The sequence below is a fragment of the Pseudomonas sp. H3_E07 genome (assembly GCF_054668895.1).
Genome location: NZ_CP162795.1, coordinates 3,253,829 through 3,279,243 on the forward strand (window position 1 = coordinate 3,253,829; position 25,415 = coordinate 3,279,243).

Below are 25,415 nucleotides of genomic sequence, written 5' to 3' on the forward strand. Positions count from 1 at the left end.
GATTTTCCCTTATTCGGCGAAGGTCATGCCGTGCTTGGCTTTGGTGGTTTTCACCGCCTCCAGCACCGCCAGCAGGCAGTCATCACGATAGCGCTCCAGCGCCGAAATGCTGTGTTTGCCCAGTTGATCGCTGGTGCCGTCGACCACATCGTCGATCAGCTTGTCGGTCAACTCCGGCGCTGGCAGGTAGGTCCACGGCAATTGCAGCGCCGGGCCGAATTGCGCCATGAAGTGGCGCATGCCTGCGTCGCCGCCTGCCAGGGTGTAGGTCAGGAAAGTGCCCATGAACGACCAGCGCAGGCCCGCGCCAAAGCGGATGGCGTCGTCAATTTCGCCGGTGGTGGCGACGCCGTCATTGACCAGGTGCAGGGCCTCACGCCAGAGGGCTTCGAGCAGGCGATCGGCGATAAAGCCCGGGACTTCCTTGCGCACATGCAGTGGGCGCATGCCGAGGGATTCGTACACCTTGATCGCCGCTTGAACGGCCTCCGGCGCAGTGTTCTTGCCGCCGACCACTTCCACCAGCGGCAGCAGGTAAACCGGGTTGAACGGATGGCCGACCACGCACCGCTCAGGATGGGTCGAGCCCTCGTAGAACTCGCTTGGCAACAGGCCGGACGTGCTCGACCCAATCAACGCATTCGGCTTGGCGGCGGCGCTGATCTTGCTGTGCAGGTCGAGTTTCAGTTCCAGGCGTTCCGGGGCGCTTTCCTGGATGAAGTCAGCGTCTTTCACACACTCTTCAATGGTGGCGACAAAGCGCAAGCGGTCCTGGGATGCACCCGGCGCCAGGCCTTGTTTTTCCAAGGCGCCCCAGGCGTTGGCAACACGTTTGCGCAGCGCGGCTTCGGCACCGGGCGCCGGGTCCCAGGCGATCACATCCAGGCCATGGGCCAGGGCGCGGGACACCCAGCCGCTGCCGATAACACCGCTGCCGAGGGCGGCGAAGGTTTTGATTTCAGTGATAAAGCGCATGGCAAATTCCTAAAGAGTTCGGTGATCACCGGTGGGAGCTGGCTTGCCTGCGATAGCGGTGTGTCAGTTGGTGCATTTGGTGGCTGACGTACCGCAATCGCGGGCAAGCCCGGCTCCCACAGGGTTGTGGGGTGTTTGGAAGTCAGCCGCGTTTGGTCAGGCCCATCTTCACGCGGCCCTCGGCCGGGGTCATGACCCGTGCGCCCAGGCGGCTGAGAATTTCACTTGCCCGCTCCACCAACTGGCCGTTGGTGGCGAGCACGCCTTTGTCCAGCCACAGGTTGTCTTCCAGACCGACCCGCACGTTGCCGCCCAGCAGCACCGCTTGCGCCGCCATTGGCATTTGCATGCGACCGATGCCGAAGCCGGCCCACACGGCGTCGGCGGGCAGGTTGTCGACCATGGCTTTCATGGTGGTGGTGTCGGCCGGCGCGCCCCATGGGATGCCCAGGCACAGTTGGAACAGTGGGTCGTCCAGCAGGCCTTCCTTGATCATCTGCTTGGCGAACCACAGGTGACCGGTGTCGAAGATTTCCAGCTCGGCTTTCACGCCCAGTTCCTGGATGCGCTTGGCGCCGGCCCGCAGTTGTGCCGGGGTAGAAACGTAAATGGTGTCGCCATCGCCGAAGTTCAGGGTGCCGCAGTCCAGCGTGCAGATTTCCGGCAGCAGCTCTTCGACGTGGGCCAGTCGAGTCAAGGGGCCGACCAGGTCAGTGTTGGGGCCGAACGCCATCGGGTTCTCGCCGCCGCCGATCTCCAGGTCGCCGCCCATGCCGGCGGTGAGGTTGACGATGATGTCGATGTCGGCCTCACGGATGCGCTCCATCACCTCGCGGTACAAGGCGACGTCGCGGCTGAACTTGCCGGTTTCAGGGTCACGCACATGGCAGTGCACAACCGTGGCGCCTGCCTTGGCGGCTTCCACCGCGGCGGCGGCGATTTGTTTGGGGGTGACCGGCACGTGTGGGCTTCGGCTGGTCGTGTCGCCAGCACCGGTGAGTGCGCAGGTGATGATGACGTCGTGGTTCATGAGGCGGTTCCTTACAGGCATAGTGGTGCCGTTCGCGGTCGAAAGTGGCCGCGAAACGGTGATTGAAATGGGCTTACTTGCTGGTCAATTTCAGGTTGGCCGCTGCCGGCTTGCCGTCGAAGGTGGTCACCCCTTCCAGCCAGCGCGCCTGGTCTTGCGGGTGATCCTTGAGCCACTGCTTGGCAGACTCGATGGCGTCCTTGTGATCCAGCAGTGGCTGCATCATCCGGCTCTCGTCGGCGGCGGTGAAGGTGAGATTGGTCAGCAGTTTGTGCACGTTGGGGCACTGCTCGGCGTAGTTCGGCGCGGTGACGCTCCACACGGTAGCCATGCCTTCGTTCGGGCCGAGGGCGTCGTCGCTGCCGGTGAGGTAGGTCATGGCGACGTTGACGTTCATCGGGTGCGGCGCCCAGCCGAAGAACACCACGGCTTCCTTGCGGCGGACCGCACGGTCGACGGCGGCGAGCATGCCGGCTTCACTGGACTCCACCAGTTGGAACTTGCCCAGGCCGAACTGGTTCTTGGCGATCATTGCCTTGATCTGGGTGTTGGCGCCTGAGCCTGGCTCGATGCCGTAAATCTTGCCGCCCAGTTCTTTCTCGAACTTGGCGATGTCGGCGAAGGTTTTCAGGCCCTTGTCTGCCAGATAAGTCGGCACGGCGAGGGTGGCGCGGGCGTCTTCCAGGCTGGGTTTGTCGAGGACCTTGACTTGCTTGGCGTCGACGAACGGTGTGATGGTCTGGGTCATCAGCGGGTTCCAGTAACCCAGGAACAAGTCCAGGCGCTGGTCGCGGATGCCAGCGAAGATGATTTGCTGGGAGGCGCTGGTCTGTTTGGTCTTGTAGCCGAGGCCGTCGAGCAACACTTGGGTCATGGCGCTGGTGGCGATTACGTCGGTCCAGTTCACCACGCCCATGCGCACGTTCTGGCAGGATGCCGCGTCGGCAGCCAGTACGTTCGTGCTCAAGATGGCGCTGGCGCTGAGTGCAAGCACACAGCGGCTGATCAGTCGGTTCATGGTGGATCCCTCGGCAGGTCGTTATTGTGGGGGCCGGCGTCTTTATGCGCCGTGAGGCTGATGTTGCGGGTTTAAGTTACGTAGCTTTGGAGGGGACAAAGCGCACGGCGGCGACCAGCTCTTGCACTGCAGCGACCTGCCCCCTTGAATCCACCCGAGAACGGGAGTATCACAGTGCCACGCTGCCCGTCCGACGAGAGCGCCACCATGTCCCAGGATTTCTACTTTCTGCTGATGCCAGGCTTCTCGGCCATCGGCTTTATCTCCGCGCTGGAACCCCTGCGGGTGGCCAACCGCTTTCGCGGCGAGCTGTACCGTTGGCATGTGTTGAGTGCCGATGGCGGCGCGGTGCTGGCGAGCAATGGCATGTCAGTCAACGCCGATGCGGCGCTGGAACCGTTGAAGAAAGGCGCCACATTGCTGGTGGTGGCGGGTTTCGAACCGCTGCAGTTCGCGACCCCTGCGCTGGAACATTGGCTGCGCCGCCTCGACCACGAGGGCGTGACCCTCGGTGCCATCGACACTGGCGCCTGTGTGCTGGCTGAAGCGGGCCTGCTCGACGGTCATCGCCTGACCCTGCACTGGGAAGCCATCGACGCCTTCAAGGAAGCTTATCCACAGCTCACCGTGACCCAGGAACTGTTCGAGATCGACCGCCGCCGCATCACCTGCGCCGGCGGTACGGCCTCCATCGACCTGATGCTCGACCTGATCGCCCAGGCCCACGGCCCTGAGCTGGCGATCCAGGTCTCCGAGCAATTTGTGCTCGGCCGCATCCGCCCACGCAAAGACCACCAACGCATGCAGATCGCCACGCGTTATGGCATCAACAACAAAAAGCTGGTGCAAGTGATCGGCGAGATGGAGCAGCACACCGAGCCGCCCCTGAGCACATTGGCCCTGGCCGAGGCGATCAAAGTGACGCGCCGTCAGCTGGAGCGCCTGTTTCGCCTGCACCTGAACGACACGCCGAGTAACTTCTACCTCGGCCTGCGCCTGGAAAAAGCCCGGCAACTGCTGCGTCAGAGCGACATGAGCGTGCTGGAAGTGAGTATTGCGTGCGGGTTTGAATCGCCGTCGTATTTCACCCGCAGTTATCGGGCACGGTTTGCAAAATGCCCAAGGGAGGATCGGCGGCGGGAGGTGGTTTGACGGCTGATTATAGTTAATTGTATTCGCGACTATGATTTACAGTTCTTTTCATAATCTGGTGGGCCGTCGCCCGGAAATGTTGCGCACCCTCCTTGGTGAGGTGGCATTGGAGCTGGGGGAAACGAGCAATCTGGGCCAACTGCTGCGCGCCGGCGTGTGGACCGAATTCGAAAGTGCCTGGAACGCCCTCACCATTCCCCAGCGTGCAGCGGCCTGAAGAACACAGAGATCAAATGTGGGAGCGGGCTTGCTCGTGAAGGCGGCGTGTCAGTCAGCACTTCTGATACCGACACACTGCCTTCGCGCGGCCCGCTCCCACCCTGATTGATGCGTGGCTTACTTCTTGACCAGCGCCGAACACGCTGCTTTATACGCCTCATGCTGATACTTGTTCAGCGTCGCCGGCAGATCAAAGTTGTGCTTCTTGTTCTGCGCATTGAGGGTCTGTGGCGACAACAGCGTCACCTCAACACCCTCCAGCAACTGAAACACCCCTTCAATCTTGAACGTGGTCGGGCCACCGGCGAATTCACCTTTCTTGCTGCGCTTCTTGATCGCGATACGTTCGATGGCGTTTGCCTGCACAAACGCCCTCACCTGAGCGGCGAAGGCTTTGACGTTGGCCGCTTCATCGTCGTCTTCAAGGGCGATTTTTTTCGTGGCCAGAGCGACGTGGGTCAACACCTGGTTGTCCAGGGAGGCGACGGCGATGATGGCTTCGCTGCCTTTGATTTCGATGCCGCAAGTCTTCATGAATAGCCTTGGTTCGGAGAGAAAGTGGCGAGGATTGTCGCTTATTCCTGGCCAATCGACTCCAAAAACTCCGACCGCTCATCACTCATCCGTGCCAAACAATCATTGTGCGCAATCGCGTACGCCTTGGTGCCGTTTACCGCTGGGAAGGTGTCCACCGCGCAATCAGCGTCGCGCAATTTTTCCCACTTCTGCTGGGCATCCTTCAGACGAGCGGTAATGTCCGCCAGCTTGGTCTTGTCGCTGCCATAGGTCGAAGCCATGCGTTCCAGCAGGCCCTGATAGTTATCCTTGAGCAGTTGTTCAGCGGTGGTTTTGTTGTAAGAGGCGCATTCCAGGGTTTGCTTGTCGTTTTCGATGCCGTCGCACGGCGTGCTGTCGGTGTCTTCGGCTGCGTGAACGCCGGTTGCGATGAGTGCCAAAGCCAGGAAAATCGATTTCATTGCGCCGTCTCATATCAGGTGATGCGGGAATTCTGGCTCAAGCGTAAGACAAAGAACAGTCGCCAGTCAGGCCTCTCACAACAGCCTTTGTCGCGGATTGACGCTTTCGGCAATTCCCCTGTCGTTTTTGCACCCGGCTCTGTCGGCCCCTGGGCATATGCTGGCCCCAAAGCGCCGGCAGACGATTCGGCGCATGAATCGCCAATAAGGGGACGCCTGATGAGCCCAGCCGAATTGCACGCCGACAGCATCGTTATCGACGGGCTGATTATTGCCAAGTGGAACCGCGACCTGTTCGAGGACATGCGCAAAGGGGGCCTCACCGCCGCCAACTGCACCGTGTCGGTGTGGGAAGGGTTTCAGGCCACTATCAATAACATCGTGGCCAGCCAGACCCTGATCCGTGAAAACAGCGACCTGGTGATCCCGGTGAAAACCACCGCTGACATCCGCAAGGCCAAGGAACAAGGCAAGACCGGCATCATTTTCGGTTTCCAGAACGCCCATGCCTTCGAAGACCAACTGGGCTATGTCGAGATCTTCAAGCAGCTCGGCGTCGGTGTGGTGCAGATGTGCTACAACACCCAGAACCTGGTTGGCACCGGTTGCTACGAGCGCGATGGCGGCCTGTCGGGTTTCGGCCGTGAAATCGTTGCTGAGATGAACCGCGTCGGCATCATGTGCGACCTGTCCCACGTAGGTTCCAAGACTTCCGAAGAAGTCATCCTCGAATCGAAAAAGCCGGTGTGCTACTCCCACTGCCTGCCGTCCGGGCTTAAAGAGCACCCGCGCAACAAGTCCGATGAAGAACTCAAGTTCATCGCCGACCACGGCGGCTTTGTCGGTGTGACCATGTTCGCGCCGTTCCTGGCCAAGGGCATCGATTCGACCATCGACGACTACGCCGAAGCCATTGAGTACACCATGAACATCGTCGGCGAAGACGCCATCGGCATCGGCACTGACTTCACCCAAGGCCATGGCCAGGATTTCTTCGAAATGCTGACCCATGACAAAGGCTACGCCCGCCGTCTGACCAGCTTCGGCAAGATCATCAACCCGCTGGGCATCCGCACCGTGGGCGAATTCCCCAACCTCACCGAGACCCTGCTCAAGCGCGGCCACCCCGAGCGCGTGGTACGCAAGATCATGGGCGAGAACTGGGTCAACGTCCTCAAGGACGTCTGGGGCGAATAACCCACCGCCAACGCCTCTTCTTCCCCCGGTTGTTCGCGCCGGGGGCATTAACAAGAATTTTTCTGGAGTTAAGTTTCCATGGCCAAGATCGCCCCGCAATTGCCTATCGAAGTCGACAGCGAAACCGGTGTCTGGACCTCCGACGCCTTGCCGATGCTGTACGTGCCACGCCATTTCTTCGTCAATAACCACATCGGCATCGAAGAAGTCCTGGGCGCCGACGCCTATGCCGAGATCCTCTACAAGGCCGGCTACAAATCCGCCTGGCACTGGTGCGAGAAAGAAGCTGAATGCCATGGCCTGGAAGGCGTCGCAGTGTTTGAGCACTACATGAAGCGCCTGTCGCAGCGCGGTTGGGGCCTGTTCAAGATTCAGGACATCGACCTCGATAAAGGCACCGCCAGCGTCAAGCTGGAACACTCGGCGTTCGTCTACGTGTACGGCAAGGTCGGGCGCAAAGTGGACTACATGTTCACCGGCTGGTTTGCCGGTGCCATGGACCAGATTCTGCAAGCACGCGGCAGCCAGATCCGCACTGTCGCCGAACAAGTCTACGGAGGCTCCGAAGAGGGCCACGATGACGGCCTGTTCACCGTCAAGCCGTTGTAAGCCGAGGACCGTGCCATGGCTTTCGAAGCAATGTTCCAGCCGATCCAGATCGGCAAACTGACCATCCGCAACCGCGTGCTCAGCACCGCCCACGCCGAGGTGTATGCGACCGACGGCGGGATGACCACCGACCGCTATGTGAAGTACTACGAAGAGAAAGCCAAGGGCGGTATCGGCCTGGCGATCTGCGGCGGTTCCTCGGTGGTCGCCATCGACAGCCCGCAGGAGTGGTGGAGTTCGGTCAACCTGTCCACCGACCGCATCATTCCGCACTTCCAGAACCTGGCCGACGCCATGCACAAGCATGGCGCCAAGATCATGATCCAGATTACCCACATGGGCCGTCGCTCGCGCTGGGACGGCTTTAACTGGCCGACGCTGATGTCGCCGTCGGGCGTGCGTGAGCCGGTGCACCGTGCCACCTGCAAGACCATCGAGCCGGAAGAAATCTGGCGTGTGATCGGCAACTACGCCCAGGCCGCGCGCCGCGCCAAGGCCGGTGGCCTGGACGGTGTGGAACTGTCTGCCGTGCACCAGCACATGATTGACCAGTTCTGGAGCCCGCGGGTCAACAAACGTACCGACGAGTGGGGCGGCACCTTTGAAGGCCGCATGAAGTTCGGCCTGGAAGTGCTGAAAGCCGTACGCGCCGAAGTTGGTGATGATTTCTGCGTGGGCATGCGCCTGTGCGGTGACGAGTTCCACCCGGACGGCTTGTCCCACGAGGACATGAAACAGATCGCCAAGTATTACGACGACACCGGCATGCTCGATTTCATCGGCGTGGTGGGCTCGGGTTGCGATACGCACAACACCCTGGCCAACGTGATCCCCAACATGAGTTATCCACCGGAGCCGTTCCTGCACTTGGCCGCCGGTATCAAGGAAGTGGTCAAGGTCCCGGTGCTGCACGCGCAGAACATCAAGGACCCGAACCAGGCCACGCGCATTCTGGAAGGCGGTTATGTGGACATGGTCGGCATGACCCGTGCACACATCGCCGACCCGCACTTGATCGCCAAGATCAAGATGGGCCAGATCGACCAGATCAAGCAGTGCGTCGGTGCCAACTACTGCATCGACCGCCAGTACCAGGGCCTGGATGTGTTGTGCATCCAGAACGCCGCGACCTCTCGTGAATACATGGGCGTGCCGCACATCATCGAGAAGTCCACCGGGGCGAAACGCAAAGTCGTGGTGGTCGGTGCCGGCCCGGCCGGGATGGAGGCTGCACGCGTGGCCGCCGAGCGTGGCCATGACGTGACCTTGTTCGAGAAGAAAGAGTTTATTGGTGGGCAGATCACCACGGCGTCCAAGGCGCCGCAGCGTGACCAGATTGCCGGCATCACCCGTTGGTTCCAGTTGGAGCTGGCGCGTTTGAAAGTCGACCTGCGCCTGGGTGTCGCGGCCGATGCAGAGACCATCCTGGACCTGCGTCCGGACGTGGTGGTGCTGGCCGTCGGCGGGCATCCGTTTATCGAGCAGAACGAACACTGGGGCGCCGCCGAAGGTTTGGTGGTCAGCAGTTGGGATGTGCTCGATGGCAAGGTCGCGCCGGGCAAGAACGTGCTGGTCTACGACACCATCTGCGAGTTCACCGGCATGTCGGTGGCCGACTTCCTGGCCGACAAAGGCTGCCAGGTGGAAATCGTCACCGATGACATCAAGCCGGGCGTGGCCATCGGCGGTACGTCGTTCCCGACCTACTACCGCAGCATGTACCCCAAGGAAGTGATCATGACCGGCGACATGATGCTGGAGAAGGTCTACCGCGAGGGCGACAAGCTGGTGGCGGTACTGGAGAACGAATACACCGGCGCCAAAGAGGAGCGGGTGGTGGATCAGGTGGTGGTGGAGAACGGCGTGCGTCCGGACGAAGCCATTTACTACGCGCTCAAGGAAGGCTCGCGCAACAAAGGCCAGATCGACGTTGAAGCCTTGTTCGCGATCAAGCCGCAGCCTTGCCTGAGCGAGGCGGGTGATGGGTACTTGCTGTTCCGCATTGGCGACTGTGTGGCGCAGCGCAACACCCATGCTGCGATCTATGACGCCCTGCGCTTGTGCAAGGATTTCTAGAAACCACCGAACCACTGTGTACTCGATCTAAATGTGGGAGCTGATCAATGTGGGAGCCGGGCTTGCCCGCGATGCAGGCGACTCGGTCTTGAGTGAAACCGAGGCGATGCCATCGCAGGCAAGCCAGCTCCCACAATGATCCGGCTTCCATGCTGGACCCGCGTGGTCTTTGGGAGCTTCACCATGTTGAACACCCTTCTTCCGATTCTCTTGTTTGCCGCCCTGGGCCTTGCCGTCCTCGGTGCCCTGCGCCGAGTGAACATGTGGCGCCGTGGCCGCGCGTCCAAGGTCAACCTGCTGGGCGGCCTGTTGGCTATGCCAAAGCGCTACATGGTCGACCTGCACCACGTGGTCGCTCGCGACAAATACATCGCCAATACCCACGTCGCCACCGCGCTGGGTTTTGTGCTGTCGGCGTTGCTCGCCATTCTGGTCCATGGTTTCGGCCTGCAGAACCGCATCCTCGGCTATGCCTTGCTGCTGGCGTCGGTGCTGATGTTTGTCGGCGCCACCTTTGTTTACCTGCGTCGCCGTAATCCGCCTTCACGCCTTTCGAAGGGCCCCTGGATGCGCCTGCCGAAAAGCCTGATGGCGTTCTCGGTAAGCTTCTTCCTGGTAACGCTGCCGGTGGCCGGAATTCTGCCGGTGGACTTTGGCGGCTGGCTGCTGGCGGCGTTGCTCAGCGTCGGTGTGCTGTGGGGCGTGTCCGAAATGTTCTTCGGCATGACCTGGGGCGGCCCGATGAAACACGCCTTTGCCGGTGCGCTGCACCTGGCCTGGCACCGCCGTGCCGAGCGCTTCGGAGGTGGCCGCTCCACCGGTTTGAAGCCGCTGGACCTCAGTGATAAAAGCGCGCCCCTGGGCGTGGAAAAACCCAAGGACTTCACCTGGAACCAACTGCTCGGTTTCGACGCCTGCGTGCAGTGCGGTAAATGCGAAGCCGCCTGCCCAGCCTTCGCCGCCGGCCAGCCGCTGAACCCAAAAAAGCTGATTCAGGACATGGTGGTCGGCCTGGCGGGCGGCACCGATGCCAAGTTCGCCGGCAGCCCCTATCCTGGCAAACCCATCGGTGAGCACAGCGGCAACCCACATCAGCCGATCGTCAACGGCCTGGTGGACGCCGAAACCCTGTGGTCATGCACCACCTGCCGCGCCTGCGTGGAAGAGTGCCCGATGATGATCGAGCACGTGGACGCCATCGTCGACATGCGCCGCCACCTCACCCTGGAAAAGGGCGCCACCCCGAACAAAGGCGCCGAAGTCCTGGAAAACCTGATCGCCACCGACAACCCCGGCGGCTTCGCACCGGGCGGTCGCCTGAACTGGGCGGCAGATTTGAACCTGCCGCTGCTCAGCGAAAAAGGCAGTTGCGACCTACTGTTCTGGGTCGGTGACGGTGCCTTCGACATGCGTAACCAACGTACCCTGCGCGCCTTCGTCAAAGTGCTGAAAGCGGCCCAGGTCGACTTCGCGGTACTCGGCCTGGAGGAGCGCGACAGCGGCGATGTTGCGCGGCGCCTGGGTGATGAAGCGACTTTCCAGTTGTTGGCCACACGCAACATCCAGACCCTGGCCAAGTACAGCTTCAAGCGCATCGTGACCTGCGACCCGCACAGCTTTCATGTACTGAAGAACGAGTACGGCGCCTTCAACGGTCATTATCGCGTACAGCACCACAGCACCTTCATGGCGCAACTGATCGATGAGGGCGCGTTGAACCTGGGCCAGCACAAGGGCAGCAGCGTGACCTATCACGACCCTTGCTATCTGGGCCGTTACAACGGTGAGTACGAAGCGCCGCGTCAGGTGCTGCGAGCCCTGGGCATCGAGGTCAAGGAGATGCAACGTTCGGGCTTCCGCTCACGCTGCTGCGGCGGCGGTGGCGGGGCGCCGATTACCGACATTCCCGGCAAGCAACGTATCCCCGACATGCGCATGGAAGACATCCGCGAAACCGGCGCCGAACTGGTGGCCGTGGGTTGCCCGCAATGCACCGCGATGCTCGAGGGTGTGGTTGAGCCGCGCCCGTTGATCAAAGACATCGCCGAGCTGGTGGCGGATGCATTGCTTGAAGAGGCGCCAGCCAACGTTCCATCCAAGCGCGAACCTGCGGAGGTGCATTGATGAGCGACATTATCCGCCGCGACCCACGGGCCGAATGGATCGCCCGTAACCGTCTTCATCCCCTGCATGCGGCGATGCAGCCCGTGCAACACAGCTGGATGGGGCCCAACGGCGTTGTCCGCAAGAACGTGCATGGCGTTGGTTTTATCGGCCCCAACGGGATCAAGCGTATCGACCGCAGCGGCGCCCAGCAGGGCGGCGCGGCGAAGCGTACGGCGGCGGTCGAGGTGCAGTTGCCGCTGCACCAGGTTCCGGCGCCGGCGTTCTACATCAACGTGGTGCCGGACATGGTCGGCGGCCGCCTGAGCAGTCACGACCGCGACTTGCTCGGCCTGGCGCGGCAGCTCGCCGGCAACGACGGCGCAGTGTTGGCAGTGGTATTTGGCGAGCATAAAGAAACCACCTTTGCCACAGCGGGCGTTGATCGCCTGCTGGTGCTGGAGGGCCATGAGTTCGACGGTTATTCACCGGAGCAACGCGTCCAGGGCTTGCGCGCTGTGGATAACCAGCTCAACCCCCGCCATTGGCTGCTGCCGGACAGCCGCAGCGGTGGCGGCGAGCTGGGCCGGCGTTTTGCTGCCAGCCTCAAGGAGCGTCCGGCCACGCGGGTGTGGCAGATCAAAGGCGAGTCGTGTATCGGTCGCGCCGGTGCGGGCCAGGAAGATTTGGCCCGGCCGCTGCCACGCCTGATCCTTGCGGCCGCCGAGTGTGCCGATCCGGTCAGCGAGACACGTCATGAAGTACTGCCCGTGGAGTTATCCACAACCCTGGCGCGCAGCCTGCCACGGATCGAAGATCTAGGTGCCGTGGCGGTAGACCCGGCGGCGATTCCCATGGCCGAAGCGGAATTCATTTTCTCCGGCGGTAACGGCGTGAAGGACTGGGCCCTGTTCCACCAGACCGCTGCGGCTCTGGGCGCCACTGAAGGCGCGTCGCGGGTAGCGGTGGACGATGGCTATATGGCGCGTGATCGCCAGGTCGGCGCCAGCGGCACCTGGGTCACGGCACGGGTCTATGTGGCCGTGGGCATTTCCGGGGCGATCCAGCACCTGCAGGGCATCGGCGCCTGCGACAAGGTGGTGGCGATCAACCTCGACCCCGGTTGCGACATGATCAAGCGTGCCGACCTGTCGGTGATCGGCGAAAGCGCCGCGATTCTGCAAGCCTTGATCGTCGCGGTCGAGGCCCACCGCAACGGCGCCAAGCGCGACGCGGCTTGAGGATATGAGCATGAACACAAATGTTATCAGCTTGGTGTCCATCGGCGCCCACCCGACCTCCGGGCGACCACGCCGTGCCGAGCAAGACGCGCGCGCGGTGGAGCTTGGCCTGCAAATGGCTGGGGATAAGTTGCAGGTGCTACACGCGGGCGACATCAGCGAGCCGACCCTGCGCAGCTACCTGGGCATGGGGTTGCCGCAGTTGCATGTGCTGGAGCAGCCAGCGGGCAGTGATGCCTTGCCGGTGCTCAGTGAATACCTGCGTGACGCCGGTGCCCAGGTGGTGCTCGCCGGCAGCCAGGCGGAAACCGGTGAAGGCTCGGGCATGTTGCCGTTTTTGCTCGCCGAGCAATTGGGTTGGCCTTTGATTGTCGGGCTGGCGCAGGTCGAGTCCATCGACGGCGGTGTGGCCCATGTGCTGCAAGCTCTGCCACGTGGGCAACGACGACGCCTGAAGGTACGCCTACCGTTTCTGGCGACGGTGGATAACGCCGCGCCCAAGCCTCGGCAGAGTGCCTTCGGCCCGGCGCAGCGCGGTGAGCTGGCGGCCCACGAAGTCGAAATCGAACAAGACGAGTTATTCACAGACGCCGTGCTGCAGCCGGCCAAGCCACGCCCCAAGCGCCTCAAGGTAATCAAAGCCAAGAGCGGTGCTGACCGCATGAAAGCCGCCACGGCCAAGGCCAGTGGTGGCGGTGGTCAAGTGCTCAAGGGGCTCAGCCCGGAAGCGGGCGCCGAGGCCATTCTCAAGCTGTTGATCGAGGAAGGCGTCGTACGCTGATCGAATGTGGGAGCGGGCTTGCTCGCGAATGCGGTGTGCCAGTGCCTGTGTTGGCTGACACCTGCCTTCGCGAGCAAGCCCGCTCCCACCTTGGTTTTGCACTGTCCGTGGGATTACCCACAATCCCTGTTGACCCGTCTGTGGATAACCTGTTCGCGGTTGTCCACAGCCCGTTACAATCAAGCCCTCCAGCCCTTTGTACGAAAAACAACCAGGCTAACTGACGGTTTTTACTCGGTTTTTTTGCGCTGTCCGAGCATTTTTCCGCACAGAGTTGCCCCCATACTCTGTTGGCGCTTCTGTGGATAACGTGTTCGCTATCGGCTGCAGCCCTTATTAATCAAGGCTTTCAATCGACTGATCAAAATATGATCAATTAGGGGTATTTACTCACCGGAATCTCTGGAAACCGCGATTTATGAAGCTTTGAAGGGGTTTTCCACAGCGTCGTGCAAGTTGCCCCCAAAGTCTGTTGGTGCTTCTGTGGATAAGGTGTTTGCGTACCTCTACACGTCACGTAATACAACGCTTTCAGGGGTTTGATCAATAAGTGATCAACCGCTGACAAAACCCCGGTACTCAAATAAGTCACGGATTTTCTTCATTTAATTTAGGGTGGAAGGCGCACTTGCCCACAATTGCTGTGGGTGGCTCTGTGGATAAGTTGTTGGGTAAAGGCTGGAGGGTACGTCAGGAGAGGGGTTCAGAGGTTTTGATTAAAATTTGAACACTACATAGGAGCCGGCTTGCCGGCTCCTACAGAGGGGAAGGTTACTCGTGAGCCGCAACGCCTTTGAGGTAAGGCGCCGGAGCGGCCCCCAGGTTGCTCAACATGCGCTCGCTGTACCAGTCCACGAAGTTCACCACGCCGAATTCATAGGTCTTGGAATACGGGCCTGGCTGGTAAGCGGTGGAGTTGATCCCGCGCTGGTTCTCTTCGGCCAGGCGACGGTCCTGGTCGTTGGTGGCGTCCCACACTTGGCGCATGCGGTCCACGTCGTAGTCCACGCCTTCCACGGCGTCCTTGTGCACCAGCCACTTGGTGGTGACCATGGTTTCCTGAGCGCTGATCGGCCACACGGTGAACACGATGATGTGATCGCCCATGCAGTGGTTCCAGGAGTGGGGCAGGTGCAGGATGCGCATCGAGCCCAGGTCCGGGTTCTTGATGCGGCCCATGAGTTTGGCGCAGCCCTGCTTGCCGTCCAGAGTCATCGACACGGTGCCCTTGAGCAGCGGCATGCGCACGATGCGGTTACGCAGGCCGAAGCTGGCGTGGGCGTAAGGGATCTTCTCGGCATCCCAGGCGGCGGCGGAGGCGGCCACGTGGTCCTTGAACGCCTGGTCGGCGCGCGGGTCGGTGACGTCGTCCCATTCCAGCAGGGTTTTCAGCAGTTCCGGGTGCGACGCGTTGCAGTGATAGCACTCGCGGTTGTTTTCCAGCACCAGCTTCCAGTTGGCTTTCTCCATCAAGGTGGTGGTAATCGCCACCTTGGTGTTCTCCATGTCGTAGGGTTCCATGTAGTGGTTCAGTGTCGACAGGAAGTCATCGATGGCTGGCGGGTTCTCCGACAGGCTGATGAAGATGTAGCCACCGGCGGTCTTCACGTTGACTGGCTTGAGGCCGTACTGCTTCATGTCGAAGTCGGCGCCCATCTCGGTGCCGGCGAACAGCAGGCGGCCATCCAGTTCGTAGGTCCACTGGTGGTAGTGGCAGACCAGTTTGGCGACCTTGCCCTTGTCGCTGGTGCACAAGCGCGAGCCACGGTGACGGCACACGTTGTGGAAGGCATGCACCACGCCTTCGGCGCCACGGATCACGATGATCGGGTTCTTGCCCACTTGCAGGGTCAGGTAGTTGCCCTTGGCCGGGATCTCGCAGGTCATGCCGGCGATCAACCACTCTTTCTGGAAGATCTCCTGCATGTCGATATCAAACAACCGCTCATCAGAGTAAAACGGCTGCGGCAGCGAGAAAGTGCGCTCGCGCTCTTGCAGCATTTGCGCGGTGGCCTTGCGTGCGGGTTCCAGCGGATCGCCCAAGCTTAAGGTTGCGGTGACGTCCATCGTGTGTGTCCTCATGGCCATTCTGTGTGGCCGGCGAATAGTGGCTACGGTTGGTGCTTTGCAAGGCGTAAAGAAAGCGTCGTTGTTGGGAGCGAGTGTGGGGCCGGCGATGTGGCGAACCTTATCCATGGGCGACATGGCCCAATCTGTTCCCGACGCGCAACCCTAGGTCGTTGGGGGCTGGTCGCGATAAGTATGTGAATGTCGCAGATAGGTAAATGGGTGGTTCTGACGTTACGCAGAATCGCCACCATAAGGCCGATGTCGGCGGTGGAGAACAACATGTCCAATAATTTCCTGAATCCGGTAACCACCCAGACCTGGGCCAATGGTCGACACATTGTCCGTTGCGTCAAAGTCATCCAGGAAACCTGGGACGTGCGCACCTTCTGTTTCATGGCCGACCAGCCGATCCTGTTCTTTTTCAAGCCAGGGCAATTCGTCACCCTGGAGCTGGAAATCGACGGCCAGCCGATCATGCGCTCCTACACCATTTCCAGCTCGCCCTCGGTGCCTTACAGCTTCTCGGTGACCATCAAGCGCGTGCCGGGCGGCAAGGTTTCCAACTGGTTGCACGATACCCTTCATGAAGGGCAAGAGTTGGCGGTGCACGGGCCGGTGGGCTTGTTCAACGCCATCGACTTCCCGAGTCCGAAAGTGCTGTACCTCAGCGGCGGCGTGGGCATCACGCCGGTGATGTCGATGGCGCGCTGGTTCTACGACACCAACGCCAACGTCGACATGACGTTTATCCACAGCGCCCGTTCGCCCAAGGACATCATCTACCACCGCGAGCTGGAGCATATGGCGTCGCGGATCGACAACTTCAGCCTGCACCTGATCTGCGAGAAACATGGTTTGGGTGAGCCTTGGGCGGGTTATCGCGGTTACCTGAACCACAAGATGCTGGAACTGATGGTGCCGGACTTCCTGGAGCGCGAAGTGTTCTGCTGCGGCCCTACGCCTTACATGAACGCGGTAAAACGCCTGCTGGAAGTGGCAGGGTTCGACATGACGCGGTACCACGAGGAATCGTTTGGCGCCACGCCGCCGGAAGCCCGTGCGGACGCGGTGGAGCAAGCCGAACAAGCCGCCGACGCGCCGGAAATCGACCTGGCGGATCTGCACCAGGTGGAGTTCATTGCGTCGGGCAAAAGCATTCGCGTCGCCCCCGGCGAAACCGTGCATGCCGCAGCCGCCAAGCTTGGCCTGTTGATCCCCAAAGCCTGCGGCATGGGCATCTGCGGCACCTGCAAGGTGATGAAGCTGGGCGGTGAGGTGGAGATGGAACACAACGGTGGCATCACCGAGGAAGACGAAGCCGAAGGTTATATCCTGTCGTGCTGCAGTGTGCCGAAGGGTGATGTGCGCATCGAGTTCTGACCCTCAGTAGAGTGCTGGCCGCCGACCCGGTTGACGCCGCGCGCTCCGCCGTGGCGGTCGCAGGCCGCGATGAACATGCAGTTGACCGCCGTCCAGGGCACCGGGAAATAGAGCATCAAGAGCCGAAGGCCTTGTGAGCGAAATCACATCAGTGCCGCGTCGCAGGTCATGAGTCTGCGGCGCGAGCCTTAGTGGTTAGCGGACGAAAAGGTTGATGGTGTACGCGCCGGATGCTGTCATTTCGAACTCTTTGCCGGTGACCGTAAAGAGCCTGGAAGGCTCGACGATGGTGTCGCCGACATTCGCCAGCTTCCTCAGGTCGTCGAGGCTGACGAGTGTGGCGCTGGTGGCGTCTCGGCGTTGCGAGTCAATCGTGTAGCGTTGAATTTCCATGATGTTGCCCTCTATAGGATTTCCCTTTCCAGCCGAATATTCGGCAGGCAGTCAGCCCCGAAAAAACGCGTCCGTTTGTTCGGGGTGACGAAATCCTAACCAAGGCAGGGGGTAGATAGATACTGTCAGAAATACCTACAAACAGTCTCTGAAAACGCCCTGAAGGGCCCGTCGTTTCAGGCTTCCATTACTTTCCGAATATCCGCCGCCAATTCTCTTACACGTTCTTCCTCGGTATCCCACGCACACATGAAGCGTGCGCCGCCTTTGCCGATGAACGTGTAGAAGCGCCAGCCCTTGGCGGTCAACGCCGCAATCGCCGGTTCCGAGAGCTGCAGGAACACGCCATTGGCTTGCACCGGGAACATCAGTTCCACGCCGGGAATGTCGGCCACCAGGCTGCTTAGCAGTTGTGCACAGTGGTTAGCGTGGCGTGCATGCTTGAGCCAGGCATCGTTTTCCAGCAGGCCCACCCACGGGGCGGAGAGGAAGCGCATTTTCGACGCCAACTGGCCGGCCTGTTTGCAGCGGTAGTCGAAGTCTTCGGCCAGCTTATGGTTGAAGAACAGGATCGCTTCGCCCACGGCCATGCCGTTTTTGGTGCCGCCAAAGCACAGCACGTCCACGCCGGCCTTCCAGGTCAGGTCCGCCGGTGAGCAGCCAAGGAATGCGCAGGCGTTGGAGAAGCGTGCGCCGTCCATGTGCAGGTTCAGGCCCAACTCTTTGCAGGTGGCGCTGATGGCGCGGATTTCATCCGGGGTATACACGCTGCCGACTTCGGTGGCCTGTGTCAGGGTGACCACGCGCGGCTTGGGGTAGTGAATATCCTGGCGCTTGAGGGCGATCTCGCGGATCGATTCCGGGGTCAGTTTGCCGTTTTCGGTGCGCGCGGTGAGCAGCTTGGAACCGTTGGAGAAAAACTCCGGTGCGCCGCATTCGTCGGTTTCGACGTGGGCGGTTTCCGAGCAAATCACGCTATGGTAACTCTGGCACAACGAGGACAGCGCCAGGGAGTTGGCGGCGGTGCCGTTGAAGGCGAAGAACACTTCGCAGTCGGTTTCGAACAGGTTGCGGAAACCGTCGGCGGCACGGTGGGTCCATTCATCATCGCCGTAGGCGCGCTGATGGCCCTGATTGGCTTGTTCCATGGCGGCCCAGGCTTCCGGGCAAATGCCCGAATAGTTGTCACTGGCGAATTGTTGGCTCTTGTCGGTCATGGCCCATTCCTGTGGTCGATGTTGGTGCGCACTGTAACCAAGATTGTCGCGGGTGCGCACGCACTGTAAATGCAAAGTCACTGGGGAATTATGCACGGTACTGGAACCCTGCCTGTCGGACATGTCCGTGATGGCGCTTTGGATCTGCTCAAGTGGCTGGCGCTGTTGAGCATGGTGCTCGACCACCTGCGCTATGTCGGGCTGAGCCTGGACGGCCTGTATGTGCCGGGACGCTTGGCGTTCCCGTGGTTTTGCCTGGCGATTGCGGCGAATCTGCATCGGGTCAGGCACGCACCCGTGACAGGCCAATGGCGCTACCTGGGCTGGCTGTTGGTGTTCAGCCTGATCAGCGAAGTGCCCTATCGGCTGTTTATCGAGGATGCCGATACGTTGAACGTCTTGCCGACCTTGGCACTGGGCCTGCTGGTTGCCCGAGGATGGCAGCAGAAGGCGCTTTTTGATCGCGTATTGGCGCTGATTGCCGTCACGATCGCCGCCGTGTTTTCCACGCAGCTGATGTTCGGTTTGTTTGGTGTATTACTGCCGCTGGCGATGCTGCTGGTGTTCCGTCGTCCCTGGTATTTCAGCGTGTTGCCGGGGTTGGTGTGTGTGGCCGCCAATCAATGGCAGATTCTGCTTAACAGCGGCACGCCTGTCGCGTTGTCGGGATTGGCCGCATGCCTGATCGCGCCGTTGGCGGGATTAGTCCTGTTGCGACATGCCAAAGATGTCACGCCGCCGGCCATGCGCCGTTGGGCTTACGCCCTCTACCCCCTGCATTTCCTTCTGCTGCTGCTCGTTCGCAAGATCATCGCTTAACCCTTGTGGGAGCTGGCTTGCCTGCGATGGCATCACCTCGGTTCTGCTTATAGACCGAGGTGTCTGCATCGCAGGCAAGCCAGCTCCCACACAAGCCCATTCCCACATTTGTTTCGGTGTTGTTCACGCCATGTCGTAAACGCACCTTTGCGTGGCGTCCGTAGGCATTTGATCTAGAGGCGTCAGCCCTACCATCGCATCAAAGGGCCCCTGAACGGGCCTCAACAATACGAAAGGCTGGGAGAGACGCGATGTTCAGCAAACAAGACCAGATCCAGGGATATGACGACGCACTGCTGGCGGCCATGAATGCCGAGGAGCAGCGTCAGGAAGATCATATCGAGCTGATCGCGTCAGAGAACTACACCAGCAAACGCGTGATGGAAGCCCAAGGCAGCGGCCTCACCAACAAATACGCGGAAGGTTATCCGGGCAAGCGCTACTACGGTGGCTGCGAGCACGTGGACAAAGTTGAAGCCCTGGCCATTGAACGCGCCAAGCAACTGTTCGGCGCCGATTACGCCAACGTGCAGCCGCACTCCGGTTCGTCCGCCAACAGTGCGGTGTACCTGGCCCTGCTGCAAGCCGGCGACACCATCCTCGGCATGAGTCTGGCGCACGGCGGTCACCTGACCCACGGCGCCAAAGTGTCGTCTTCGGGCAAGCTGTACAACGCCGTGCAATACGGCATCAACACCGACACCGGCCTGATCGACTACGACGAAGTCGAGCGTCTGGCCGTCGAGCATAAGCCGAAAATGGTGGTGGCCGGTTTCTCTGCCTACTCCAAGACGCTGGATTTCCCACGTTTCCGTCAGATTGCCGACAAGGTGGGCGCACTGCTGTTCGTTGACATGGCCCACGTCGCTGGCCTGGTTGCCGCCGGCCTGTACCCGAACCCGCTGCCGTATGCGGATGTGGTCACCACCACCACCCACAAGACCCTGCGCGGTCCACGGGGCGGTCTGATCCTGGCCAAGTCCAACGAAGAAATCGAAAAGAAACTCAACGCCGCGGTATTCCCCGGCGCCCAGGGCGGCCCGCTGATGCACGTCATCGCCGGCAAGGCCGTGTGCTTCAAGGAAGCGCTGGAGCCAGGCTTCAAGGCCTATCAGCAGCAAGTGATCGATAACGCCCAGGCCATGGCCGATGTGTTTATCAAGCGCGGCTACGATGTGGTATCCGGCGGCACCGACAACCACCTGTTCCTGGTCAGCCTGATTCGCCAGGGCCTCACCGGCAAAGAGGCGGACGCCGCCCTGGGCCGCGCCCACATCACCGTCAACAAGAACGCCGTGCCGAATGACCCGCAGTCGCCGTTCGTGACCTCGGGCCTGCGTATCGGCACCCCGGCGGTGACCACGCGTGGTTTCAAAGTGCCGCAGTGCATCGAACTGGCCGGCTGGATCTGCGACATCCTCGACAACCTCGGCGACGCCGATGTCGAGGCCAACGTGGCCAAGCACGTGTCTGCCCTGTGCGCTGATTTCCCGGTTTATCGCTGAGCGCGGTTTTGGAGTAATGACTATGCAACGCTACTCGGGCTTCGGCCTCTTCAAGCACTCACTCAGCCACCACGAAAACTGGCAGAAGATGTGGCGCACGCCGACCCCTAAGAAGGTCTACGACGTGGTCATCGTCGGCGGCGGCGGGCATGGTCTGGCGACCGCCTACTACCTGGCCAAGGAGCACGGCATCACCAACGTGGCCGTGGTCGAGAAAGGCTGGCTGGGCGGCGGTAACACCGCGCGCAACACCACCATCGTGCGTTCCAACTACCTGTGGGACGAGTCGGCCCACCTGTACGAACACGCGATGAAACTGTGGGAAGGCCTGTCTCAGGACCTGAACTACAACGTGATGTTCTCCCAGCGCGGCGTCTACAACCTGTGCCACACCCTGCAGGACATCCGTGATTCCGAGCGCCGCGTCAGCGCCAACCGCCTCAACGGTGTGGACGGCGAACTGCTCAACGCCAAGCAAGTGGCCGACGAGATTCCGTACCTCGACTGCTCCAAGAACACCCGCTACCCGGTCCTCGGCGCCACTGTGCAACGTCGTGGCGGCGTGGCCCGTCACGATGCCGTGGCCTGGGGCTTTGCGCGTGCCGCCGACGCACTCGGCGTGGACCTGATCCAGCAGACCGAAGTGATCGGTTTCCGCAAGGAAAACGGCGTGTGCATCGGTGTGGAAACCAACAAGGGCTTTATCGGCGCCAAGCGCGTCGGTGTGGTCACTGCCGGTAACTCCGGGCACATGGCTTCGCTCGCCGGGTTCCGCCTGCCGATCGAATCCCACCCGCTGCAAGCCCTGGTGTCGGAGCCGATCAAGCCGATTATCGACAGCGTGATCATGTCCAACGCCGTGCACGGCTACATCAGCCAGTCCGACAAAGGCGACCTGGTGATCGGTGCCGGTATCGACGGCTACAACGGCTACGGCCAGCGTGGTTCGTACCCGGTGATCGAGCACACCATCCAGGCCATCGTCGAGATGTTCCCCGTGCTGTCGCGCGTGCGCATGAACCGTCAGTGGGGCGGCATCGTCGACACCACGCCCGACGCTTGCCCGATCATCTCCAAGACGCCGGTGCCGAACATGTTCTTCAACTGCGGTTGGGGCACCGGTGGCTTCAAGGCCACACCGGGCTCAGGCAACGTGTTTGCCGCCAGCCTCGCCAAGGGTGAAATGCACCCGCTGGCCGCGCCTTTTTCCATCGACCGTTTCCACAACGGTGCGTTGATCGACGAACACGGCGCTGCGGCCGTCGCCCACTAACAGGAGAAATTCCCTATGTTGCATATCTTCTGTCCTCACTGTGGCGAACTGCGCTCCGAAGAGGAATTCCACGCGTCCGGCCAAGCGCACATCCCGCGCCCGCTGGACCCGAACGCCTGCACCGATGAAGAGTGGGGCGACTACATGTTCTTCCGCGACAACCCCCGTGGCCTGCACCACGAACTGTGGATCCACGCGGCGGGTTGCCGTCAGTACTTCAACGCGACCCGCGACACCCTGACCTACGAAATTCTTGAAACCTACAAGATCGGTGAGAAGCCACAATTCACCGCCAAGGCCTCTGGAGAGAAGGTATGAGCCAGACCAATCGCCTGTCCAACGGTGGCCGGATCGACCGTAATAAAGTCCTGACGTTTACCTTCAACGGCCAGAGCTACAAAGGCTTTGAGGGCGACACACTGGCCGCAGCCTTGCTGGCCAACGGCGTCGACATCATCGGCCGCAGCTTCAAGTACTCGCGTCCTCGCGGCATCTTCGCGGCAGGCGCTGAAGAGCCGAACGCGGTGCTGCAGATCGGCGCCACCGAAGCCACGCAAATCCCTAACGTGCGCGCTACGCAACAGGCGCTGTACCAGGGCTTGGTCGCCACCAGCACCAATGGCTGGCCGAACGTCAACAATGACGTGATGGGCATTCTCGGCAAGGTTGGCGGCAAGCTGATGCCGCCGGGCTTCTACTACAAAACCTTCATGTACCCGCAATCGTTCTGGATGACCTACGAGAAGTACATCCGCAAGGCCGCTGGCCTGGGCCGCTCGCCGACCGAGAACGATCCGGACACCTATGACAACTTCAACCGTCATTGCGACGTGCTGGTGGTGGGCGCAGGCCCTGCCGGTTTGGCGGCTGCACTTGCCGCTGCGCGCAGCGGTGCCCGTGTGATCCTCGCCGATGAACAGGAAGAGTTCGGCGGTTCGCTGCTGGACTCGCGTGAAAGCCTCGACGGCAAGCCGGCGGCTGAATGGGTTGCCAGTGTCATTGCCGAACTGAAAGCCCTGCCGGACGTGGTGCTGCTGCCTCGCGCCACCGTCAACGGCTACCACGACCATAACTTCCTGACTATTCACGAGCGCCTCACCGATCACCTTGGTGACCGTGCGCCGATTGGCGTGGTGCGTCAGCGTATCCACCGTGTGCGCGCCAAGCGCGTGGTGTTGGCGACCGGTGCGTGCGAGCGTCCACTCGTCTACGGCAACAATGACGTGCCGGGCAACATGCTGGCTGGCGCGGTGTCCACTTACGTGCGCCGCTACGGCGTGGCACCGGGCAAGAAACTGGTGTTGTCCACCAACAACGATCACGCCTACCGCGTAGCGCTCGACTGGCTCGATGCAGGCTTGCAAGTGGTGGCCGTCGCCGATGTGCGCCACAACCCACGTGGCGCACTGGTTGAAGAAGCCCGCGCCAAAGGCATTCGTATCCTCACCGGCAGCGCCGTGATCGAAGCCCGTGGCAGCAAGCACGTCACCGCCGCCCGCGTGGCCGCGATCGATGTGAAAGCGCATAAAGTCACCAGCCCCGGCGAATGGCTGGACTGTGACCTGGTCGCCAGCTCCGGCGGCTACAGCCCGGTAGTCCACCTGGCTTCGCACCTGGGCGGCAAGCCGATCTGGCGTGAAGACATTCTCGGTTTCGTGCCGGGCGAAGCACCGCAGAAACGCGTGTGTGTCGGCGGTATCAACGGCGTTTATGGCCTTGGCGATTCGCTGGCGGATGGTTTTGAAGGCGGCGTGCGCGCGGCCAGCGAAGCCGGTTTTGCCCCGGTGGAAGGCACCCTGCCAAAGGCCTTGAGCCGGCTGGAAGAACCGACGCTGGCGGTGTACCAAGTGCCGCATGACAAGCCGACGGCACGGGCACCGAAGCAATTTGTCGACCTGCAAAACGACGTGACCGCTGCCGCCATCGAACTGGCGACCCGCGAAGGGTTCGAGTCGGTCGAGCACGTCAAACGCTACACCGCGCTGGGCTTCGGCACCGACCAGGGCAAGCTGGGCAACGTCAACGGCCTGGCCATTGCCGCGCGCTCGCTGAACGTGACCATCCCGCAGATGGGCACCACCATGTTCCGCCCGAACTACACGCCGGTTACGTTTGGCGCAGTGGCGGGCCGGCACTGTGGGCACATCTTCGAGCCGGTGCGCTACACCGCGCTGCACGCCTGGCACGTGAAGAACGGCGCCGAGTTTGAAGATGTCGGCCAGTGGAAACGCCCTTGGTACTTCCCACGCAACGGTGAAGACCTGCACGCCGCGGTGAAGCGTGAATGCCTGGCTGTGCGCGACAGCGTCGGCCTGCTGGACGCGTCGACCCTCGGCAAGATCGACATTCAAGGCCCGGATGCGCGTGAGTTCCTCAACCGCATCTACACCAACGCCTGGACCAAGCTCGACGTGGGCAAGGCGCGCTACGGCCTGATGTGCAAGGAAGACGGCATGGTCTTCGACGACGGCGTCACTGCCTGCCTCGCCGACAACCACTTCCTGATGACCACCACCACCGGCGGCGCCGCCCGTGTGCTGCAGTGGCTGGAAATCTACCAGCAGACCGAATGGCCAGACCTCAAGGTGTACTTCACTTCGGTCACCGACCACTGGGCGACCATGACCCTGTCCGGCCCCAACAGCCGCAAGCTGCTGGCGGAAGTGACGGATATCGACCTGGACAAGGACGGCTTCCCGTTCATGACCTGGAAAGAAGGTTTGGTCGGCGGCGTACCGGCTCGCGTATTCCGGATCTCGTTTACCGGTGAGCTGTCGTACGAAGTCAACGTGCAGGCTGACTACGCCATGGGCGTACTGGAAAAAATCGTCGAGGCCGGCAAAAAGTACAACCTGACCCCGTACGGCACCGAAACCATGCACGTACTGCGGGCCGAGAAGGGCTTCATCATCGTCGGCCAGGACACCGACGGCTCGATGACTCCGGACGACCTGAACATGGGCTGGTGCGTCGGTCGTACCAAGCCGTTCTCGTGGATCGGCTGGCGCGGCATGAACCGTGAAGACTGCGTGCGTGAAGAGCGTAAGCAACTGGTGGGCCTGAAACCGATCGACCCGACCGTGTGGCTGCCAGAAGGCGCGCAGCTGGTGTTTGATCCGAAGCAGTCGATTCCGATGAAGATGGTGGGTCACGTCACCTCAAGTTATGCCCACAACTCCCTCGGCTATTCGTTCGCGATGGCAGTGGTGAAGGGCGGCTTGAAGCGCATTGGCGAGCGGGTGTTCTCACCGCAAGCGGATGGCAGCGTGATCGAGGCGGAGATTGTGTCTTCGGTGTTCTTCGACCCGAAAGGCGATCGCCAGAACATCTGATGCACCGAGTCGCCTGCATCGCAGGCAAGCCAGCTCCCACAGCGCAAT

Annotated in this window: 22 protein-coding genes; 14 read left to right on the forward strand and 8 right to left on the reverse strand. The window is 61.3% G+C overall.

Going from position 1 to position 25,415, the window contains the following annotated elements; all coding sequences use genetic code 11:
• Positions 1-9 precede the first annotated feature (9 nt).
• The 3 genes from AB4O08_RS14800 to AB4O08_RS14810 all read right to left on the reverse strand — a co-directional run bounded on the left by AB4O08_RS14800 (position 10) and on the right by AB4O08_RS14810 (position 3,023).
• Entirely contained in the window at positions 10-975 is a 966-nt protein-coding gene (locus AB4O08_RS14800; protein ID WP_044287998.1) for an L-carnitine dehydrogenase, read from the reverse strand.
• A gap of 142 nt (positions 976-1,117) precedes the next feature.
• On the reverse strand, positions 1,118-2,005 hold the full coding sequence (locus AB4O08_RS14805) for a beta-keto acid cleavage family enzyme (protein ID WP_010207113.1): 888 nt from the start codon (positions 2,003-2,005) through the stop codon (positions 1,118-1,120).
• A gap of 73 nt (positions 2,006-2,078) precedes the next feature.
• Positions 2,079-3,023 carry a choline ABC transporter substrate-binding protein gene (locus AB4O08_RS14810; protein ID WP_010207112.1) on the reverse strand — a complete coding sequence of 315 codons (945 nt, stop codon included), beginning with the start codon at positions 3,021-3,023 and terminating at the stop codon, positions 2,079-2,081.
• A 207-nt stretch (positions 3,024-3,230) separates the two neighbouring features.
• Here AB4O08_RS14810 and AB4O08_RS14815 point away from each other — a divergent pair, with 207 nt between their 5' ends.
• Positions 3,231-4,175 (forward strand): GlxA family transcriptional regulator, encoded by a 945-nt coding sequence (locus tag AB4O08_RS14815; protein WP_010207111.1) that lies wholly within the window; start codon positions 3,231-3,233, stop codon positions 4,173-4,175.
• A 31-nt stretch (positions 4,176-4,206) separates the two neighbouring features.
• On the forward strand, positions 4,207-4,392 hold the full coding sequence (locus AB4O08_RS14820) for a hypothetical protein (protein ID WP_044287996.1): 186 nt from the start codon (positions 4,207-4,209) through the stop codon (positions 4,390-4,392).
• Positions 4,393-4,511: 119 nt separating this feature from the next.
• On the opposite strand, the gene AB4O08_RS14825 is transcribed toward AB4O08_RS14820, so the two are convergent.
• Complete coding sequence (locus tag AB4O08_RS14825) at positions 4,512-4,928, reverse strand: DUF3010 family protein (RefSeq protein WP_010207109.1); 417 nt, start codon at positions 4,926-4,928, stop codon at positions 4,512-4,514.
• A 41-nt stretch (positions 4,929-4,969) separates the two neighbouring features.
• Positions 4,970-5,371, reverse strand: a complete 402-nt coding sequence (locus AB4O08_RS14830; RefSeq protein WP_305469597.1) for a lysozyme inhibitor LprI family protein — start codon at positions 5,369-5,371, stop codon at positions 4,970-4,972.
• 219 nt (positions 5,372-5,590) lie between these two features.
• On the opposite strand from AB4O08_RS14830, the gene AB4O08_RS14835 reads away from it, so the two are divergent.
• The 6 genes from AB4O08_RS14835 (at position 5,591) to etfB (ending at position 13,378) form a co-directional block, all read left to right on the forward strand.
• Positions 5,591-6,568, forward strand: a complete 978-nt coding sequence (locus AB4O08_RS14835) for a dipeptidase (protein WP_010207105.1) — start codon at positions 5,591-5,593, stop codon at positions 6,566-6,568.
• A gap of 78 nt (positions 6,569-6,646) precedes the next feature.
• A complete protein-coding gene (locus AB4O08_RS14840) occupies positions 6,647-7,177 on the forward strand; it encodes a DUF5943 domain-containing protein (protein WP_016977793.1) in 531 nt (176 codons plus the stop codon).
• Positions 7,178-7,192: 15 nt separating this feature from the next.
• Positions 7,193-9,253, forward strand: a complete 2,061-nt coding sequence (gene dgcA, locus AB4O08_RS14845) for a dimethylglycine demethylation protein DgcA (protein ID WP_010207100.1) — start codon at positions 7,193-7,195, stop codon at positions 9,251-9,253.
• 183 nt (positions 9,254-9,436) lie between these two features.
• Entirely contained in the window at positions 9,437-11,377 is a 1,941-nt protein-coding gene (dgcB, locus tag AB4O08_RS14850; protein WP_042571446.1) for a dimethylglycine demethylation protein DgcB, read from the forward strand.
• Positions 11,377-12,597, forward strand: a complete 1,221-nt coding sequence (gene etfA, locus AB4O08_RS14855) for an electron transfer flavoprotein subunit alpha (RefSeq protein ID WP_021491301.1) — start codon at positions 11,377-11,379, stop codon at positions 12,595-12,597. Before dgcB ends, etfA begins: the two co-directional genes overlap by 1 nt.
• A gap of 10 nt (positions 12,598-12,607) precedes the next feature.
• On the forward strand, positions 12,608-13,378 hold the full coding sequence (gene etfB, locus AB4O08_RS14860; RefSeq protein WP_010207097.1) for an electron transfer flavoprotein subunit beta: 771 nt from the start codon (positions 12,608-12,610) through the stop codon (positions 13,376-13,378).
• Between the two features lie 771 nt (positions 13,379-14,149).
• Here the strand turns inward: etfB and gbcA are convergent.
• Positions 14,150-15,445 carry a glycine-betaine demethylase subunit GbcA gene (gbcA, locus tag AB4O08_RS14865; protein ID WP_010207096.1) on the reverse strand — a complete coding sequence of 432 codons (1,296 nt, stop codon included), beginning with the start codon at positions 15,443-15,445 and terminating at the stop codon, positions 14,150-14,152.
• A 282-nt stretch (positions 15,446-15,727) separates the two neighbouring features.
• Between gbcA and gbcB the strand changes: the two genes are divergently transcribed.
• Positions 15,728-16,828, forward strand: a complete 1,101-nt coding sequence (gene gbcB / locus AB4O08_RS14870; RefSeq protein ID WP_010207095.1) for a glycine-betaine demethylase subunit GbcB — start codon at positions 15,728-15,730, stop codon at positions 16,826-16,828.
• A 195-nt stretch (positions 16,829-17,023) separates the two neighbouring features.
• Here gbcB and AB4O08_RS14875 read toward each other — a convergent pair whose 3' ends face one another.
• Both AB4O08_RS14875 and AB4O08_RS14880 read right to left on the reverse strand, forming a co-directional pair.
• Positions 17,024-17,221, reverse strand: coding sequence for a hypothetical protein (locus AB4O08_RS14875; RefSeq protein WP_010207094.1), 198 nt, complete (start codon positions 17,219-17,221; stop codon positions 17,024-17,026).
• A gap of 176 nt (positions 17,222-17,397) precedes the next feature.
• Positions 17,398-18,438, reverse strand: coding sequence for a threonine aldolase family protein (locus tag AB4O08_RS14880; RefSeq protein WP_010207092.1), 1,041 nt, complete (start codon positions 18,436-18,438; stop codon positions 17,398-17,400).
• A 90-nt stretch (positions 18,439-18,528) separates the two neighbouring features.
• Between AB4O08_RS14880 and AB4O08_RS14885 the strand changes: the two genes are divergently transcribed.
• From AB4O08_RS14885 to AB4O08_RS14905, 5 genes are all read left to right on the forward strand, one after another.
• Positions 18,529-19,257, forward strand: coding sequence for a TraX family protein (locus AB4O08_RS14885; RefSeq protein WP_252958967.1), 729 nt, complete (start codon positions 18,529-18,531; stop codon positions 19,255-19,257).
• Between the two features lie 251 nt (positions 19,258-19,508).
• A complete protein-coding gene (gene glyA / locus AB4O08_RS14890; RefSeq protein ID WP_010207085.1) occupies positions 19,509-20,762 on the forward strand; it encodes a serine hydroxymethyltransferase in 1,254 nt (417 codons plus the stop codon).
• A 22-nt stretch (positions 20,763-20,784) separates the two neighbouring features.
• Entirely contained in the window at positions 20,785-22,035 is a 1,251-nt protein-coding gene (locus AB4O08_RS14895) for a sarcosine oxidase subunit beta (RefSeq protein ID WP_010207084.1), read from the forward strand.
• A gap of 15 nt (positions 22,036-22,050) precedes the next feature.
• Positions 22,051-22,353 carry a sarcosine oxidase subunit delta gene (locus AB4O08_RS14900; RefSeq protein ID WP_010207083.1) on the forward strand — a complete coding sequence of 101 codons (303 nt, stop codon included), beginning with the start codon at positions 22,051-22,053 and terminating at the stop codon, positions 22,351-22,353.
• On the forward strand, positions 22,350-25,367 hold the full coding sequence (locus AB4O08_RS14905; RefSeq protein WP_010207082.1) for a sarcosine oxidase subunit alpha: 3,018 nt from the start codon (positions 22,350-22,352) through the stop codon (positions 25,365-25,367). Before AB4O08_RS14900 ends, AB4O08_RS14905 begins: the two co-directional genes overlap by 4 nt.
• The last annotated feature ends 48 nt before the right edge of the window (positions 25,368-25,415 follow it).